The 16,178-nt window shown below is 69.1% G+C and carries 13 protein-coding genes and 1 pseudogene; 7 read left to right on the top strand and 7 right to left on the bottom strand.

Annotated elements, in window-relative coordinates:
* Positions 1–266 (top strand): annotated as a pseudogene (locus RISW2_RS20295) (IS110 family transposase); the annotation flags it as partial.
* A 442-nt stretch (positions 267–708) separates the two neighbouring features.
* Here the strand turns inward: RISW2_RS20295 and RISW2_RS20290 are convergent.
* Positions 709–1,749 (bottom strand): replication initiator protein A, encoded by a 1,041-nt coding sequence (locus RISW2_RS20290; protein WP_084615494.1) that lies wholly within the window; start codon positions 1,747–1,749, stop codon positions 709–711.
* 591 nt (positions 1,750–2,340) lie between these two features.
* Here RISW2_RS20290 and RISW2_RS20285 point away from each other — a divergent pair.
* On the top strand, positions 2,341–3,672 hold the full coding sequence (locus RISW2_RS20285; protein ID WP_244437677.1) for an AAA family ATPase: 1,332 nt from the start codon (positions 2,341–2,343) through the stop codon (positions 3,670–3,672).
* 73 nt (positions 3,673–3,745) lie between these two features.
* Positions 3,746–4,726 (top strand): ParB/RepB/Spo0J family partition protein, encoded by a 981-nt coding sequence (locus RISW2_RS20280; RefSeq protein WP_043774444.1) that lies wholly within the window; start codon positions 3,746–3,748, stop codon positions 4,724–4,726.
* A 48-nt stretch (positions 4,727–4,774) separates the two neighbouring features.
* Here the strand turns inward: RISW2_RS20280 and kdsA are convergent, their stop codons facing one another.
* The 3 genes from kdsA to RISW2_RS20265 are packed head-to-tail and all read right to left on the bottom strand — an operon-like array spanning position 4,775 to position 7,388.
* A complete protein-coding gene (gene kdsA / locus RISW2_RS20275; RefSeq protein WP_043774441.1) occupies positions 4,775–5,629 on the bottom strand; it encodes a 3-deoxy-8-phosphooctulonate synthase in 855 nt (284 codons plus the stop codon).
* Positions 5,626–6,414, bottom strand: coding sequence for a 3-deoxy-manno-octulosonate cytidylyltransferase (locus RISW2_RS20270; protein ID WP_043774440.1), 789 nt, complete (start codon positions 6,412–6,414; stop codon positions 5,626–5,628). The genes kdsA and RISW2_RS20270 overlap by 4 nt, the downstream gene beginning before the upstream one ends.
* Complete coding sequence (locus RISW2_RS20265; protein WP_043774438.1) at positions 6,411–7,388, bottom strand: KpsF/GutQ family sugar-phosphate isomerase; 978 nt, start codon at positions 7,386–7,388, stop codon at positions 6,411–6,413. The genes RISW2_RS20270 and RISW2_RS20265 overlap by 4 nt, the downstream gene beginning before the upstream one ends.
* Before the next feature lie 143 nt (positions 7,389–7,531).
* Here RISW2_RS20265 and RISW2_RS20260 point away from each other — a divergent pair, with 143 nt between their 5' ends.
* Entirely contained in the window at positions 7,532–8,851 is a 1,320-nt protein-coding gene (locus RISW2_RS20260; RefSeq protein WP_043774436.1) for a UDP-glucose dehydrogenase family protein, read from the top strand.
* Between the two features lie 7 nt (positions 8,852–8,858).
* Here the strand turns inward: RISW2_RS20260 and RISW2_RS20255 are convergent, their stop codons facing one another.
* Positions 8,859–9,662, bottom strand: coding sequence for an ABC transporter permease (locus RISW2_RS20255; protein ID WP_051492205.1), 804 nt, complete (start codon positions 9,660–9,662; stop codon positions 8,859–8,861).
* A gap of 148 nt (positions 9,663–9,810) precedes the next feature.
* On the opposite strand from RISW2_RS20255, the gene RISW2_RS20250 reads away from it, so the two are divergent.
* From RISW2_RS20250 to RISW2_RS20240, 3 genes are read left to right on the top strand one after another with little or no spacing between them, the layout of a single operon-like run.
* A complete protein-coding gene (locus RISW2_RS20250) occupies positions 9,811–11,001 on the top strand; it encodes a KpsE/RkpR family capsule polysaccharide export protein (RefSeq protein ID WP_244437676.1) in 1,191 nt (396 codons plus the stop codon).
* Positions 11,002–11,006: 5 nt separating this feature from the next.
* Positions 11,007–11,693 carry an ABC transporter ATP-binding protein gene (locus tag RISW2_RS20245; protein ID WP_043774432.1) on the top strand — a complete coding sequence of 229 codons (687 nt, stop codon included), beginning with the start codon at positions 11,007–11,009 and terminating at the stop codon, positions 11,691–11,693.
* A 39-nt stretch (positions 11,694–11,732) separates the two neighbouring features.
* Positions 11,733–12,749 (top strand): glycosyltransferase family 10 domain-containing protein, encoded by a 1,017-nt coding sequence (locus RISW2_RS20240; RefSeq protein WP_043774429.1) that lies wholly within the window; start codon positions 11,733–11,735, stop codon positions 12,747–12,749.
* Between the two features lie 9 nt (positions 12,750–12,758).
* Here the strand turns inward: RISW2_RS20240 and RISW2_RS20235 are convergent, their stop codons facing one another.
* Positions 12,759–15,536: a glycosyltransferase gene (locus tag RISW2_RS20235; protein ID WP_051492203.1), complete on the bottom strand. Its 2,778-nt coding sequence runs from the start codon at positions 15,534–15,536 to the stop codon at positions 12,759–12,761.
* A gap of 20 nt (positions 15,537–15,556) precedes the next feature.
* A complete protein-coding gene (locus tag RISW2_RS23685) occupies positions 15,557–16,096 on the bottom strand; it encodes a hypothetical protein (protein WP_051492202.1) in 540 nt (179 codons plus the stop codon).
* Positions 16,097–16,178 lie beyond the last annotated feature (82 nt).

Here is a 16,178-nt window from a genome sequence, read left to right as displayed (position 1 = left end):
CGAGCAGGTCTCGGGTGCGGAACTTCGGCCTCAAGATCGGCACCATCTCACGAGGGCGGTTCGAACACCGCATTCAAGAACTGGCCTCTGACAAGGGGATGCTGGACACCCGGCCGATGCCTCATGCCCGTGCTTCCCTGCGCCATGAACTTGCCCGGCTCGAGCGTCACGTTCGCGGGCTGGCCGACGAGGACAAGGTGTTCCGGCGCCTGATGTCCATGCCCGGAGTTGGCGCGGTCGTTGCGCTGACGTTTCGCTCTGCGGTCGTGCTTCACCGGATGTGGCGTAACGGCACTCGGCTCCAGGCGGAGGTACCGATCAGCCTAGCAGAATAATCGCCTGAACCTTCTACGCGTCCTGCGTGACAGCAGGTCGTCGAAGTCCCCCAAGGACGTGTTCCCATGATGTCGTGTTCAAGACTGGCTTTGCCGAGCAGGCCTGGGAGATGGACACATCGGACTCGAACTGAATCAGCATCTTGATGGCTACCCTCGCTCTGACCACAAACCTAGACATGAACCCGGGGGATCTCGCAGGAGGGGATACGGCGCCGGCAGAGCGGATCGAGACCACCGAACCTGTACCCGCAGTCCGGCGGACAATCTCGTGCGGCCGAAACCGCTTGACCGGGACACCCCCGTAACCAAAGTCCTGATTCTAGGAAGTACCCAGATTTCTGCATGTTTCGCGCGCGAAATATCCCGGCCATCAGCGGGCGGTCTTGCGCACCCAGCCCAGGAACGCCGCGTCGGCGTTGCCGAGGCGGCGGCGGCCGGTGGCGGCCCACCAGTCGCGCCAGGCAGCCTCGAGTGCGTAGATGTCCGAGCCGGGCGCGAGCGCGCGGGCGGTCTCGAGGGTGTCCGGGGCGAGGGTCGGCGCCGCGGGACCGGCGGCACCGCGCCGGCGGGTGACGACGAGGAGGTCGCCCGGTGCCTCAGCAAGGGCATAATCCGGCAGGTGGTCTTCGGCGATCATGCGGCGCAGCGCGGCGCGGAACACCCGGACCGGCGCCGCCGAGCCGGCCTTCTTGTGCAGCGTGCCGACCGAGACGCGCCATTCCGCTTGGCGGCCGCAATGTTTGCGCGCAAGTTCGTAGATCCGTCGCTCGAGCGGCTTGCGGAGCCGAAAGTAGTCGCGGCTGAGGGTGAGCACCGATTTCGCGACGACGGCGCGGTACAGCCATTCCGACAGCGTCACCGTGACCGAGATCATGCGCCCGCCGCGGCTCTTGCGCACGATCTCCCACGCCTCGATGAGGCCGAAGCCGCGGGTGGTCTCGACCCCGCCCGTGGCGAGGTTGGTGGTGATGCGGGTGCCGGCCAGGCGCTCGAAGGCCTCCTTCAGCCGCTTGTAGGCGTCCCCGCTCGTCTCGCGGTTGGTCGCCACGAGCAGGTCGTGCGCCCGAAGGTGCAGCGTGCGGCTGATCTCGCGGCCGGCATTAAGCGCCGCCATGAGCTGGCTCACGCAATAGATGAGCACGTCCTTGTCGTGGATGGTCGCGCGGCCCTTCACGCTCGGGATCACCTCGACCGCAGTGCCGTTGTGCTCGTAGGCCAGGACCCGGCGATCCGGTCGGGTAGCGAGCGAGAAGATCGGATGCTCCATCGACCCGAGGTCGTCCTTGGGCGCCGCGTCGAAGATGTCGGCCACGAAGAAGTCGCCGGTGGGATGGCGCACGGGTGCGAGCCCATCACCGTCCACGCCCTGCCTGCGGGGGGTCGCGCCCCGACCGTCTTCGGTCTCGGCCATGCCTGCCTGTCCCTTTCCGCGGACGCCCCGTCGGTCGCCCCGTTCTGCCTGCCCGTCCCCGTTTCTTCGGCCGAATCCGGCATCGGGGTTTCAGTGACGCCCAGCCTAAATTTATCCACAGCCTGCGTCCAGCGGCGCATCGTCGGATCAGAGTCGGAAGAGCGGGGGTTCGGAATCGTACTATCGGGGGTTCAGAGTCACCAAGACCCTCACACCCGCGCAGACACGCCATGAAAACAAGGGCTTTACGACAAAATTGGAGATCCCGTAACTATAAACTAACCAAATATAACAGTCACGACACAACCGGAAGACCTAGGCGGCCACCCTTCCCCTTCGGCAGTGCACCCGAAAAGCCGCGGAAATTACTGAGAAAATGGATTGGTGTGCGAGAAATACTTCCATGTAAGCACTTTTTGTGTATCCTGTCGAAAAATGCGCACATGGAAGACGATGCGCGAGCAGGAATATTCCGGGAGCTCTCGGGCCAGGAACGGACCCACAGGACCACAGAGGCGAGGACGCGCAGTGAGCAAGGCCGAGGTTCGGGGCGACACCCCGCCCTATTTCAACATCGATCCAGATACGGCCATGGCCGCACTCGGCGGCCCTGCGACGACGGAGGGGTTCGGATCCATCGCACGCGCCTGTGCCGCAGGCCGTGCCGATCTCGCCTCCCGGGGGCTCGAGGAGAGCGGCGCCCGGCGTCTGCGGCTCTTCTCCACCTGGGAGATTACGCGCTACCTCATCCCCGTCGCCACCGGGCATTTCCGCCGCGTGCTGAAGGAGAACCCGGACCTGCCGCAGGGCCGGTCCGAGACCGAGGGCGGGGCCAAGTGGTTCACCCTCGACGAGGTGCTGCGCCTCAGGGCGCATTTCGGCGCCCAAGGGTCGAAGGCGAAGGAATACCTGCCCTACCGTCCCAAGGGGCAGCCCGCCAAGATCGCGGCGGTGGCAAATTTCAAGGGCGGAGTCGGCAAGACCTCGACTGCGGCGCATCTCGCCATGTCGGCGGCGCTTGACGGCTACAAGGTGCTCGTGATCGATCTCGACAGCCAGGGATCGATGACCTCGATCTTCGGCGGCCGGGTGGCGGATGAATGGCAGACGGTCTTTCCGCTGCTCGCGCGGCACTACGCCCAGCACCTGCGCTCGGACAACCAGCGCCGGCTCGACCGCGGCGAGGCGCCGGTGCCGCTCGACGACACGCTGTCCGAGGCCCTCGACATCCGCGCGACCGGCCTCGTGCAAAAAACCCACTGGCCCAACATCGACCTCATCGGCGCGCAGCTGAATCTCTACTGGGCCGAGTTCCAGATCCCGGTCTGGCGGATGCAGGGGCGCGGCTGGAAACTCTGGGACGCGCTGACGGACACGCTGGCCGAGGATGGCATCCTCGAGGCCTACGACCTCGTGCTGCTCGATACGCCTCCCGCGCTCGGCTACCTAACGATCAACGGGCTCGCGGCAGCGGACCTGCTGCTGGTGCCGCTCGGCGCCTCGTTCCTCGAATTCGATTCCACCGGTCGGTTCTTCGACATGTTGCACTCCACCTTCTCCTCGATCGAGGAGGCGGAGAACATGGCGGCACGCGCGCTTGGACGCGACGGGCTCGCGTTCCAGTGGGATGCGGTCCGCGCGGTGGTGACCCGCTACGATGCCGGCCAGCAGGGCGAGCTCGCGAGCCTGATGCAGAGCTATCTCGGCCCCACCCTGTCCCCCCACCGGCAGGGCTACACCGCGCTGATCGGCCAGGCCGGCGAGCAGGTACAGGGCATCTACGAGGCCGATTACCGCGACTTCAACCGAGAGACGTATGTGCGCGGGCGAGAAACCTTCGACGCCACCTATGCCGCGTTCAAGAGCCTCCTGATCGGAGCCTGGCGCCGCGACGAGCGGGCCCTGGCGGAGGCCGCGGAATGAGTGCCTCGATCCGTTTCGCGCGCGAAACATTGTCTATGCGCGCCCTGCCCTGCCCTGCCGAAGGAGATGCCGGATGGCCCGCCGCAAGCGCCTGACCCCCGCGAATCCCGCTTTCCTGTCCGAGGAACCGCCGGCAGGCGCTGCATCGGCCTTCGCCCGGCCGGCGCCCATCGCCACGGTTGCGCGCGACGCTTCGTCCGCGGCCGCCATGGACGAACTGGCCGAGACCCTGTCGAAGGCGCGTGCCGAAGGGCGGCTGGTCCTGGCCTTGCCGCTCGCCGAGATCGAGACCGGCTACCTGGTGCGCGACCGGCTCAAGGCCGACGACGAAGAGATGCGGGTGCTGAAGGAATCCCTGCGTGCCCGCGGCCAGCAGACCCCGGTCGAGGTCACCGAACTCGGGCAGGGGCGCTACGGCCTCATCTCGGGCTGGCGACGCTGCCGGGCGCTCGTGGAACTCGCCGCGGAGACCGGCGAGGCGCGTTTCGGCAGCGTACTTGCGCTGGTGCGCCGGCCGGCCGAGGCGTCGGATGCCTATCTCGCCATGGTCGAGGAAAACGAGATTCGCGTGGGTCTCAGTTATTACGAGCGTGCGCGGATCGCGTTCAAGGCGGTCGAGGCGGGTGTGTTCGAGACACGTCAGGACGCGTTGCGCGCGCTGTTCCATACAGCCTCCCGGCCGCGGCGGTCGAAGATCGGATCGTTCCTCGGCATCGTCGAGGCGCTCGACGGTGTGCTGGCCTTTCCGGAAACCATTGGCGAGCGGCAGGGGCTTGCGCTGGCGAAGGCGCTCGAGGCCGATCCGGCGCTCGGGGCCCGGCTGGCAGACATCCTGCACGCCACGCCCCCGGAAAACGCCGAGGCCGAGGCCGCGATCATCGCGCAGGCGCTCGCGGGCCCAGCCGTACCGAAGGAAAGCGCGCGGCCCACGGGCGAAGAGCTGGTGCCGGGCGTCTTCCTGCGCCGCAGGGGCGATGCGCTCACGCTGTCGGGGCCGGGCCTCACGGACACGCTTCAGGCCGATCTCGCGGCTTGGCTGAAGGCACGGGGCTGAGACGTTTCGCGCTCGAACAGGCTCGAAATCGTCTGTCCTGGTGCTGCGTCAGCCCCGTCCCTTGGTCAGCCGGTCGAGGGCGGCGAGGCCGTCGAGGAGGGCGGGCAGGCGGTCGATGGGGACCATGTTCGGGCCGTCCGACGGGGCGGTGTCGGGTGCCTCGTGGGTCTCGATGAAGACTGCGGCGCAGCCCACCGCGACTGCCGCGCGGGCGAGAGGCTCGACGAATTCGCGCTGGCCGCCCGAGGAGCCGCCCTGCCCGCCCGGCAGCTGCACCGAATGGGTGGCGTCGAACACCACCGGCCAGCCGGTGCGCGCCATGATCGGCAGCGATCGCATGTCCGAGACCAGCATGTTGTAGCCGAAGCTCGCGCCGCGCTCGCAGAGCAGGATCCGCGCGTTGCCGGTCGAGGCGATCTTGTCCGCGACGTTGGCCATGTCCCAGGGCGCGAGGAACTGGCCTTTCTTCACGTTGATCGCGGCGCCGGTCTCGCCCGCGGCGAGCAGGAGGTCGGTCTGGCGCGACAGGAAGGCGGGGATCTGCAGAACGTCCACGGCCTCGGCCGCGCGCGCGCATTGGTCGGGGGCGTGCACGTCAGTCAGCACCGGCACGCCGAATTCCTCGCGGATCCGCGCGAGGATCCCGAGGCCCTCGTCGATCCCGAGCCCGCGCCGGCCCGACAGCGACGAGCGGTTGGCCTTGTCGTAGCTCGCCTTGAAGATCCACGGCAGCCCCGCCGCGTCAGCGGCCTCGGCGATGCGATGGGCCAGCATACGGGCGTGATCGAGGTTCTCGAGCTGGCAGGGCCCCGCGATCAGGGCGAGCGGTCGGTCGTTGCCGACCCCCACCTTGCCGATATCGACCCGTTTCGCGCGCGAAACGCTTTCGTCACTTTCGCTCATGCGATCCCCTCCGCCTTCAGGACCGCCTCGATGCGGTCCACGTCCACCGGGTTGTTGAGTTCCCAGAACACCCGTCCGCGCGCCTCGACGGGCACGCAGGTCACCGGCCAGCCGTTCTCGAGGAAGCGCAGCTGCTCGAGCCCCTCGGCCCGCTCGAGCGGGCCCTCGTCCCAGTCCGCATAGGCGGCGAGCGCCGCGGGCCGGTAGGCGTAGACGCCCACGTGATGCCAGACCTCGGGCGGTGCCGCGAGCGAGGCCACGTGCGGCAGCACCTCCTTCGAGAAGTAGAGCGCGGTGCCGTCGCCGCGCAGCACCGCCGTGGTGCCGCCGACCCTGCCCGCCTTGCGGTCCGCTACGAGGTTCGCGAGCGTCCCGGGCTCGGTGCGCAGGACCGGCGTCGCCATCTGCACCGCCGGGTCGGCCATGGCCGCGACCAGCGCCTCGACGAACCAGGCGGGCGTCAGCGGCGCGTCGCCCTGCAGGTTCACCACCACGTCCGGCGCGGGGCCGAGCTGCGCCAGCGCCTCGGCGCAGCGCTCGGTGCCGTTGCGCGCGGCGCCTGAGGTCATCAGCACCTCGGCGCCGAAGGCCTGCGCGGCGTCGCGGATGCGCTCGTCGTCGGTCAGCACGCAGACCCGGTCGACGCCTGATACCGCCGAGGCGGCCTCCCAGGCGCGGCGGACCAGGCTCTTGGCAAGGCCCGTGGCGCCGGTCAGTTCCACCAGCGGCTTGCCGGGGTAGCGGGTCGAGGCGTAGCGCGCCGGGATCAGGACCGCGACGCTCATGCCACGCCCGCCCGGAGCGCGTCGTGGATGTGCACAAGCCCCTGCAGCGCGCCGTCCGCATCGGTCACGAAAAGCGCGGTGATGCGGCGCTCGTTCATGATGCCGAGCGCCTCGACCAGCAGCATGTCGGGCGGCACGGTGCGCGGATGCGCCGTCGCCACCTCGGCCGCGCGGCGGTCCGCGAGCCCCACGAGATTGCGGCGCAGGTCGCCGTCGGTGATCACGCCCACGAGCCGGCCCGCCTCCACCACCGCGGCGAGGCCGAAGCCCTTGGCGCTCATGGCGCCGAGCGTCTCCTCCATGGTGCTGCCCGGGGCGACCACCGGCAGGCTGTCGCCGCGGTGCATGACCGCCGAGACCTGGATCAGCTGCGCCCCGAGCGTGCCGCCCGGGTGGAAGGTGAGGAAGCTTTCGCGGTCGAAACCGCGATGCTCCATCAGCGCCACGGCGAGCGCGTCGCCGAGCGCCATGGTCATGGTGGTCGACGTGGTGGGCGCCATGCCGATGGCGCAGGCCTCGGGCGCGTCGGGCAGGGCGAGGAGGTGGTCGGCCTGCCGCGCCAGCGTCGACTCGGGCCGCCGGGTGATCGCCACCATCGGGATGTGGAAGCGCCGCGTGTGCGCGATGATGTCCGCGAGCTCGCGCGTCTCGCCGGAATTCGAAATCAGGATGGCGGCGTCGTCGCGGGTGATCATGCCGAGATCGCCATGGCTCGCCTCGCCCGGGTGCACGAACTGCGCGGGCGTGCCGGTCGAGGCCAGCGTGGCGGCGATCTTGGCGGCGACGTGGCCGGACTTGCCCATGCCCGACACGATCACGCGGCCGGGAAGGGCGAGAAGGTCGGCCACCACCGCGTCGAAGGCGGGCGGCAGCTCTCCCGCGAGCCGGCTCAGCGCCTGGGCCTCGGTGGCGAGCACCCCGCGGGCGATCTCGGAAGGGCTGCGGGACAGGGCAGGGGGGGCGGCGTGGGTCATGGCGTCCCGTGTAGTCGACAAGCGCGCCGGCTGGCAATCGCGGGAAAGCACGCGGGCAGGGGTCCCGCGAAGGTCTTGCGTTGACACATGGTCCGTTCGGGCACAAGACATGGCCGGAAAACCGGCTTGGGCGAGGGAACGCCATGAAAATCGCGATGATCGGAACGGGTTACGTCGGGCTCGTCTCGGGGGTCTGTCTCTCCGACTTCGGTCACGAGGTTGTCTGCGTCGACAACAACCCCGACAAGATCGCCCGCCTCGAGCGCGGCGAGGTTCCGATCTACGAGCCGGGCCTCGACATGCTGCTCGCCCGCAACGTGGAGGCGGGGCGGCTGTCCTTCACCCGCGACCTCGCCAGCGCGATCACCGGCGCTGACGCGGTGTTCATCGCCGTCGGCACGCCGACCCGGCGCGGCGACGGGCATGCGGACTTGACCTACGTCATGGCCGCCGCCGAGGAGATCGCGCGCGCCGCCTCCGACTACGTGGTGATCGTCACCAAGTCGACCGTGCCGGTCGGCACCAACCGCCGCGTGCGCGAAACGGTGGCGGCCACCAACCCGGACCTCGATTTCGACGTGGCCTCGAACCCCGAATTCCTGCGCGAGGGTGCGGCGATCGAGGATTTCATGAAGCCCGACCGCGTAGTGGTGGGCGTCGAGAGCGACCGCGCCGCGCAGGTCATGGCGGAGGTCTACCGCCCGCTCTACCTGCGGGAGTTCCCGATCATCACGACCGACCTCGAATCGGCGGAGATGATCAAGTACGCCGCGAACGCCTTCCTCGCGACCAAGATCACCTTCATCAACGAGATCGCCGCGCTCTGCGAACGGGTCGGCGCGAACGTGAAGCAGGTGTCGAAGGGCATGGGCCTCGACGGGCGCATCGGCAACAAGTTCTTGCACGCGGGCCCGGGCTACGGCGGGTCGTGCTTTCCCAAGGACACCAAGGCGCTGGCGCGGATCGGGCAGGAGTACGCGGTGCCGATGCAGATCACCGAGGCGGTCATCAAGGTCAACGAGGAGGTCAAGCGCCGGATGATCGAGAAGCTGCTCGATCTCTGCGGCGGCTCGTTCAACGGCAAGACCGTCGCGGTGCTGGGCGTGACCTTCAAGCCCAATACCGACGACATGCGCGACGCGCCCGCGCTGACCATCGTGCCGGCCATGGTGGGCGGCGGCGCGAAGGTGCGCGTCGTCGATCCGCAGGGCCGGCGCGAGGGCGAGACGCTCCTTCCGGGCGTTTCCTGGGCCGACGATCCTTATGCCGCGGCCGAAGGCGCCGACCTCCTGGTGATCCTGACGGAGTGGAACGAGTTCCGCGCGCTCGACCTCGCCGCCATCGCTGGGCGCATGGCGACGGCACGCCTTGCCGACCTGCGCAACATCTACACCGCGTCCGACGCCAGCGCTGCCGGGTTCGAGGCCTACGAGTCCGTGGGGCGGGCCAGCTGGGCCCGCTGAGGCGGCGTCACATCCGCTCGTTCAGGAGCCAGTCGTGATACCGGTAGAGCATCAGCAGCCCGAAGACGCTGAGCGAGCCGGCCACGCCGTAGACGTAGACCTCCGACACGTAGACCGCCTCGTAGGTCGGGAAGAAACCCGCGCGCATCTCCATGATCGGGTGCGCCACCGGGTTCCACAGCAGGAGTTCGCGGGCATAGCGTGGCATATAGTCTATCACGAAGAAGATGCCCGAGATGATGAACAGCGGCCGGTTTAGGATCGACCAGATCTGCTGCCAAACCGGGAACACGCCCTGAAGGAAGCAGTTGGTCACGCCGACGCCAAGGGACAGCGCCAAGAGCATCAGGAAGGCGCGCATGATCGCGGTCATGTCGATCACCGCGCGGGCGTCGGTGAACAGCATGATGCCGGTGAAAACGATGAAGAAGACCAGTGCTTGGGTCAGCGCGTTCAGCAGCACGCGGCCGATCAGCGCATCCATGAAGGTCACGCTGGGATAGGCCAGCAGTGGCCGCGAGAAGCGCAGCGCGGTTGCGAGTTTCTGGTTGATGTCCTGGTACATGCCAAGCGGCACGAGGCCGGTGGCGTAGAACAGCGCGAAATTGTTGCCGATGGGCGGGTTGCGGAAGGCGAAAGAGAACACGAGCGTCATGATAGCTACCCCGCCAATCGGCTGCAGCAGCGCCCAGAGATAGCCGCCCGAGACGCGGCCGAACGAGGTGGACATCTCTCGCAGCATCAGCGCGCCGACGGCACGGACGATGGCCCGGGGGGGGCGCGATCCGTGGGACGAAACCAGGCTGGCCATGCGCGGGGTCTCCTTCGGGGCCGGGGCGGCCCGGCGGCATTGCCGGACCTATCGTATTTCTTCCGGCGGCGCGAGGCGTTAGGTTGCCTGGCAGTCACCGCTGCGGCGACTGCCAGATCACATGGCCCCCTTTGAAAGGCACCGTCCGTTGAACACCGATGCCGCGCGCTCCCTTGCCCAGAAACCTCCCAAGGCCGGCGGTGGTGCGCCGCCTCCTGCCCGGCCGGCGCAGCGGCGCAAGCGGCATGTGGGCGTCGCGCTGAGCTTCCTGATCATGGTGATGGCACCACTGATCGTGACGATCTGGTACCTCTTTACCGCGGCCGCGGACCAGTATGCGTCGAGAGTGGGCTTCTCGGTCCGCTCCGAGGAGATCGAGAGCGCGCAGGACCTCCTCGGCGGCATCTCGAGTTCGCTCTCGGGCTCGAGCTCCAAGGACACCGACATCCTCTACGCCTTCATCCAGAGCCAGGACCTGGTGCAGGGCATCGACCAAGAACTGGACCTCGTGGAGATCTGGTCCCGGCCCGAAGGCGATCCGGTTTTCGCCTATCGTCCGACCGGCGACATCGAGGATCTCGTGGCGTATTGGCAGCGCATGGTGCGCGTCTTCTACGACAGCAATACCGGGCTGATCGAGCTTCGGGTGCACGCTTTCCGCCCCGAGGAGGCGCAGCGCATCGCCGAGGAGATCGTCCAGGAATCGACCGTGATGATCAACGACCTCTCCGCCATCGCGCGTGCGGACGCGACCGCCTATGCGCGAGAGGAGCTCGACACCGCGCTCGAGCGGCTCAAGACGGCGCGCGAGGCGCTCACGCGCTTCCGCTCCGAGACCCGGCTGGTCGATCCCACCGCCAACGTCGCCGGGCAGCAGGGGCTCCTGAACTCGCTCGAGACCCAGCTCGCCTCTGCGCAGATCGAGCTCAACCTCCTGCGCGACACCGCACGCGAGAGCGATCCCCGCATCGACCAAGCCGAGCGTCGCATCGCGGTGATCGAGGACCTGATCGACCGTGAACGGCAGAAGTTCTCGGCCTCGGGCGGCACGCGGCCGGGTGAGCGGGACTATTCCAGCCTTGTCGGCGAGTACGAACGCCTGTCGGTCGACCTGCAATACGCGGAGGAGAGCTACATCGCCGCTCAGAATGCCTACGACACTGCCCGCGCCGAGGCACAGCGCAAGAGCCGCTACCTCGCGGTCTATGCGAACCCGACCCTGCCGCAGAGCGCGCGCTACCCGCAGCGCGAAGTGATCTCCGGGGTGGTTGCCATGTTCCTGTTCCTGTTCTGGGCGTCGGCGGTGATGGTCTATTACAGCCTGCGCGACCGGCGCTGAGCACGATGATCGAACTCCGCAACGTCTGGAAGAGCTACCGCACCGACGGTGTCACGCGGACCATCGCGCGCGGCATCTCCTTCACCTTCCCCGCTGGAGAATGCGTGGCGCTGATCGGCCGGAACGGAGCGGGCAAGTCGAGCATGCTGCGGATGATCGCGGGCACCATGCGTCCTGACGAGGGCGAGATCGTCGCGCACGGGTCGGTGTCGTTCCCCGTGGGCTTCGCCGGCAGTTTCCACGGCGATCTCACCGGGGCGCAGAACACCCGCTTCGTGGCGCGGGTCTACGGGGTCGACACCGAGGAGATGCTGGACTTCACTCGAGACTTCTCACAGCTCGGCGCGCATTTTCATCTGCCGGTGAACACTTATTCCTCGGGCATGAAGTCGCGGCTGGCCTTTGCCATCTCGATGGCAATCCCGTTCGACACCTATCTCATAGACGAGGTCACGGCGGTGGGTGACGCCTCGTTCAAGGCGCGCAGTGAGGCGATCCTGCGGGAACGGCTCGAGAGTGGCGGCGCCGTGGTCGTATCGCATTCCATGCAGCTCCTGGAGAGGCTTTGCACTTCTGGCGTGGTGCTTGACCGGGGGCGGTTCTTCTATTACCCGCGCGTCGCGCGGGCGATCGAGCATCACGAGAAACTGATGCGGGGACAGCTGCCGCCCTGGATGCGCGCGCGTGCCTGAACGGTGCCTCCGCGATCCGGTTTCCCGCGGTCCCTGCCCGTGATCCGCGTCTTCGCCTGCGGCGATTATGCCCACCGCCAGCCGCTCGCCTACGCGCCGATACGGGCGGCCGCCGTTGGGCGGCTGCGGCTCGTCGAGCGCATCGGCACCGCCGACATCGTGATCGTCGCCCATGTTAAGGACATCGCTGCGCACGGGGCGGACCTCAGACGACAACTCGGGGCGGGGCAGCGGCTTGTCCTGCTCTCGGAAGAGCCGTTCTGGGACACGGTGTGGGGGGACGATCCGCGTGTCCGTGACCGCACCGCGCCGACGGAGGCGGGCGCGATGTCCTATACTTGGCTCAACCACGCGACCTCGGACGTCTTCGCCTTCGATGCGATCCCCTATTTCCCCCTGACCGATCACCATTTCGCCACCCGCTATCGTCGCTGGTTCGCGCAGAACGCGCAGGTGCCGGCGGCGGAATGGCTCGCCCGCTGGCGCAGGGCGCGCTGGCGCACGGTGTTCATGGCGCGCAGGCGCCACGGCGCGGCCTATTCGCGTGCCTTCGGTCCCGACCTTTTCGGGCTCTCGGCCCTGCGCACCGTGCTTGCGGAAGCCTGTCCGCTGCCCGCCACGCTGCGCGCGGGCACCGGGTGGGGCGACGCGATGCGGCAGGAACTGCCCGACTGGCATCTCGACAAGATGCTGCGCATCGCCGGGCGGGCGGCGCTCGTCTCTGCGATCGAGAACACGCATCATCCGCACTACGTGACCGAGAAGCTTTTCGACGCCTATGCCGCCGGCGCGGTTCCGCTGTACGTGGCAGGGCAGGGTCACCGCGCGCGCGACCTTGCGGCCGAAGAGGCCTGGCTGAACCTCGCAGGCGACGACGTGGCTGCAGCCGTTGCTCGCCTTGCCGAATTCGACCCTGATACGGTCTTTGCCGAGGCATACGCGGCCACGCAGGCGCGGCTTGCCGCGCTCTGGGGCGACCCGGAGGTCCTCGCGGCGGAACTCGACCGGCTGGCGGGCGCGATTGCGACGGAACTCGGGGCGGTCCTTTCGGCCTGAACGCCGGGATCAGACCCCGGTGGCGCGGGCCTGCAGGCGGGCTGCCCGGGCGCGAGCGGCATCGCTCATCCGGGCGAGCCCGGTTCGGGCGGCGGCGAGCGCCAGGACCGCGTTCGCAGCCGTGCCGCAATCGTCGGCCGGTACGACGAAGCCCGTGACACCGCTTTCGACCAGTTCGGGCGGTGCGCCGCGGTCCCAGCAGATCACCGGACGACCCGCCGCCATCGCCTCGAGCACGGTGCGTCCGAAGGATTCCGAGAAGCGCGACAACGACATCACCACGTCGGCCTGCGCGATCGCGGCTTCGGGCGTCTCTGCGTAGTCGGCGAAATCCACGTTGTGCGGAAAGGGCTGGAGCGCGCGCAGGTCAGGCGTCGGCGGGCCGATCAGCAGGAAGCGGACGTCGCCTTCCGCCTCCGCGACCCGGCGGGCGACCTCGACGAACTCGGCCACGCCCTTCTTGACGGTGTTCGAGCTGACGAGGGCGACGCGCAGCGGTGTCCCGGGCGCAAACGGCATGTCGAAGAGCGCGGGAGAGACGGCGTTCGGGCGGATCTCCGTGCGCTCCGCGGCGCCGATCCAGCGCGCCACCAGTCCCGAGTTCGCGACGAAACGGTCGGCGTCGTTCAACAGCCGTGTCCGCAGGAGGTCGGGCGTCAGCGCGAGGCCGCGGCAGAGCCCGGGATCGTTCTCGGGCAGTTCCCGCACGTGCACGACGCTCTCGCACCCGGCCGCCCGCGCCGCGGCGAGCGGCGCGTCGAGCACCAGCGTGTTCACGTGCACCTTGCGCACCGCGTGTCGTGCGATGAGCCGCGCGATGGTCGCGCAGGTGGCAGGCGCGGGCGCGCGGTCGCCGAAGCGCCAGAGCTGTGGAACGGTCTCTATCGCCGCGCTGCGGGCTGCGAGCGCATCGAGATAATCGGGGTTGCGCATGGCAGGGACCACCGCGACCGGCACCTCGCCCGCGGCGAGGAACCGGTCGAGCATGTCGAGGAGACTCCGCTCGGCGCCGAACAAAGCCCGGCCGACCTGATGGGCGAAGACCAGCACGCGGGGGCCCTTCCGATCGGCGAGCGCTCCGGACCGGCCGGGAAGGGGATCGGCGCCGGCGGCCCGTCCCGTCCGTTCCCAGTGCAGGAGCGGGTTCTCGTCCGGGCCAAGACCCTGCGCGTGTCGGTACCCGCCGGTCGAGAAGGCGGGCCCGGGATCGCGGTTCTCGCGCGCGCCGTGCTCGAGATAGTGCTGCGCCGGGTCGAGATCGGCCGCCAGCACGTCGCGGTGGGCGAGCCGGTACCAGGCCGGGTCGAACATGTCGGATGCCGCGATCCTGTCGCGGTCGGCCATCTCCGGCTCGGGATCGGGCGGGGTCAGCGCCACCGCCTTGGGCACGCGGAAGGGGCGTTCAGGGGGATGCTCGGGCAGGTGCAGCCCGGCGGGGCGCAGGGTGCGCGCGTGCCAGGCGCGCGCCGCGTTGAGATAGTCGTTGCGCAGGCCGTGCAGGTGCGTCCTGAGGTCGGTCTCGCCGCGCGCGGTCAGCGCGCCGGCCCGGCTGCGCCCGAAGGCGAGCGGCACACCGGGATGCACCTCGACGATCGCCCCGGGACCGAAGGCGGCATGGATGCGGTAGTAGTACTCGGTGTCGGCGTTCACCCGGACCCGGTCCCAGAAGCCCAGGATGTCGCGCAGCTCGGTGCGGATCATCAGAGAGGAGACGTTGCGGTAGACCCAGCCGGTCTCGATCCGCCAGAGCGTCATGTCGAGATCGTCGCCCGCGCGCACCCAGTGCGACACGCTCGCCATTCGCCCGGGATCGTCCAGCAGCGCCTGCACCTGGGCGCGGATCTTTGCCGGATGTGACCAGTCGTCGGCGTCGTGCACGGTGACGAAGGCCCCGCGCGCGGCGGCGAGCCCGGCATTGCGGGCAGGATAGGCGCCGGTGGTGCGGCCCTGCGTCATGGGGCGCACGCGCGGGTCTCGCCGGGCATGGGCAGCGGCGATGTCGCGGCTTTCATCGCTCGAGCCGTCGTCGACCACGAGGATCTCGAGCGCCGGCCAGTCCTGGGCCGTGAGGCCCGACAGCGCCCGGTCGAGATGCGCCGCGCCGTTCAGGACCGGCACGATCACCGAGACGAGCGGCAGCTCTCCTTCGGGCGGTGCCGGGGGCGGCGGGTTGCGCGGCACCACGCGGTCGAAGGCCGGCGCGTCACCCGGCGCGAGCGTCAGCGCCGCGAGCCCCGCAGGCGGGTGCAGCCGGCCGAGCGCCGACGCCATCGCGTCCGTGTCGCCTGCCGCGCGCGCGGCGAGCAATGCCGCAAGCCCGGCCTCGGCAGTTGCGCCGAAGCGTGTCTCTATGTCGGCAAGACGCGTCGCTGCCGCAGCGCCGTCGCCCGCCTCGAGCGCGAGCTGCAGGTCGAGAAGCCAGGGCCCGGCATGGCGCAGCGGCAGCGCCGGGTCGGGCGTGGCGTGGAAGGCTGCGATCGCGGTCCGTGCCGCCGCCGGATCGCCTTGGTCCCGGTGCCAGCGCGCCAATGCCCAGCCTGCCGCCGCCCGTTCCCGCGGCCGTCCCGTGGCGAGAAGCCGCGTGAGCGGCCCCAGCACGGCCTCCGCGTAGCCGCGCCAGAGCATGTGGTCGAGCTCGAGCGCCAGTACCGGCGCGCCGAGCCGACCCTCGGACCGGCCGATAGTGTCGTAGTGGCGGCGCGGGTCCATCCCGGCCCGTGCCACGTCGGGATGGGCGTGCAGGTACCAGACCGGGTCGAAATCGGTGTCGTCGTGCGTATCGGGCATGCCGGGTGTGTCGGGGGCCGTCACTCCGGGGCAATCGCCCGGCGCTCGGTCCGGCCGTAGAGCACGTAATGCACCAGCGCCGGCCAGCCGGCTTCGGCCACGTCGGGATTGGCGAGATAGTAGGGCAGGGTGCGGAAGGACGGGCCCGGGTCGCGGCCCTCGAAGGCGCCCGACCGGATGTAGTGGTCGATAGGGTCCATGCCAGCTTCGGCCACGTCGCGGTTCTGCTCGAGATACCAGCGGATGTCGAAGAGCTCGGACGCCTCGAGCGCTTCAGCCTGTCGCGTGAGCGGTGCGGTGCCTTGGCGCGGCCCTTGCTGCGCCATCTCGTAGCCGCGCCGCACCAGTAGGAGTTCCACCGCGTGGCGCCGTTCGAGCGCGGCGATCTCTTCCGCCGAGGCGCCGGGGGTCTTTCCGGCACTTTCGAGCATCTCGGTCAGGGTGGCGATCTCCTTGAGGCGGGCGTCGATCACCTGCCGTAGCGCCGCGATCTCGTCGCGCAGCAGCGCTTGGATCTCGGCATGGTTTCTTGCCTCGGTTATCGGCTCGTGGTCGGTCACTTCTGCGGTCCTCCGCCGGCTGCCATGGATGCGCGTCCCCCTTTAGCAGCCTTTGACAGCCTGGAACCAGAGCAGGCGGGAT

Source organism: Roseivivax isoporae LMG 25204 (assembly GCF_000521865.1).
GTDB lineage: Bacteria > Pseudomonadota > Alphaproteobacteria > Rhodobacterales > Rhodobacteraceae > Roseivivax > Roseivivax isoporae.
This window is presented reverse-complemented; position numbering and strand designations above follow the sequence as displayed.

Coding starts and splice junctions, on each gene's coding strand:
- kdsA (WP_043774441.1), bottom strand. CDS start 5,629: ATGAGCGAAAGTGACGAAAGCGTTTCGCGCGCGAAACGGGTCGATATC.
- RISW2_RS20245 (WP_043774432.1), top strand. CDS start 11,007: ATGATCGAACTCCGCAACGTCTGGAAGAGCTACCGCACCGACGGTGTC.
- RISW2_RS20265 (WP_043774438.1), bottom strand. CDS start 7,388: ATGACCCACGCCGCCCCCCCTGCCCTGTCCCGCAGCCCTTCCGAGATC.
- RISW2_RS20260 (WP_043774436.1), top strand. CDS start 7,532: ATGAAAATCGCGATGATCGGAACGGGTTACGTCGGGCTCGTCTCGGGG.
- RISW2_RS20270 (WP_043774440.1), bottom strand. CDS start 6,414: ATGAGCGTCGCGGTCCTGATCCCGGCGCGCTACGCCTCGACCCGCTAC.
- RISW2_RS20285 (WP_244437677.1), top strand. CDS start 2,341: ATGGCCGCACTCGGCGGCCCTGCGACGACGGAGGGGTTCGGATCCATC.
- RISW2_RS20280 (WP_043774444.1), top strand. CDS start 3,746: ATGGCCCGCCGCAAGCGCCTGACCCCCGCGAATCCCGCTTTCCTGTCC.
- RISW2_RS20255 (WP_051492205.1), bottom strand. CDS start 9,662: ATGGCCAGCCTGGTTTCGTCCCACGGATCGCGCCCCCCCCGGGCCATC.
- RISW2_RS20235 (WP_051492203.1), bottom strand. CDS start 15,536: ATGCCCGATACGCACGACGACACCGATTTCGACCCGGTCTGGTACCTG.
- RISW2_RS20290 (WP_084615494.1), bottom strand. CDS start 1,749: ATGGCCGAGACCGAAGACGGTCGGGGCGCGACCCCCCGCAGGCAGGGC.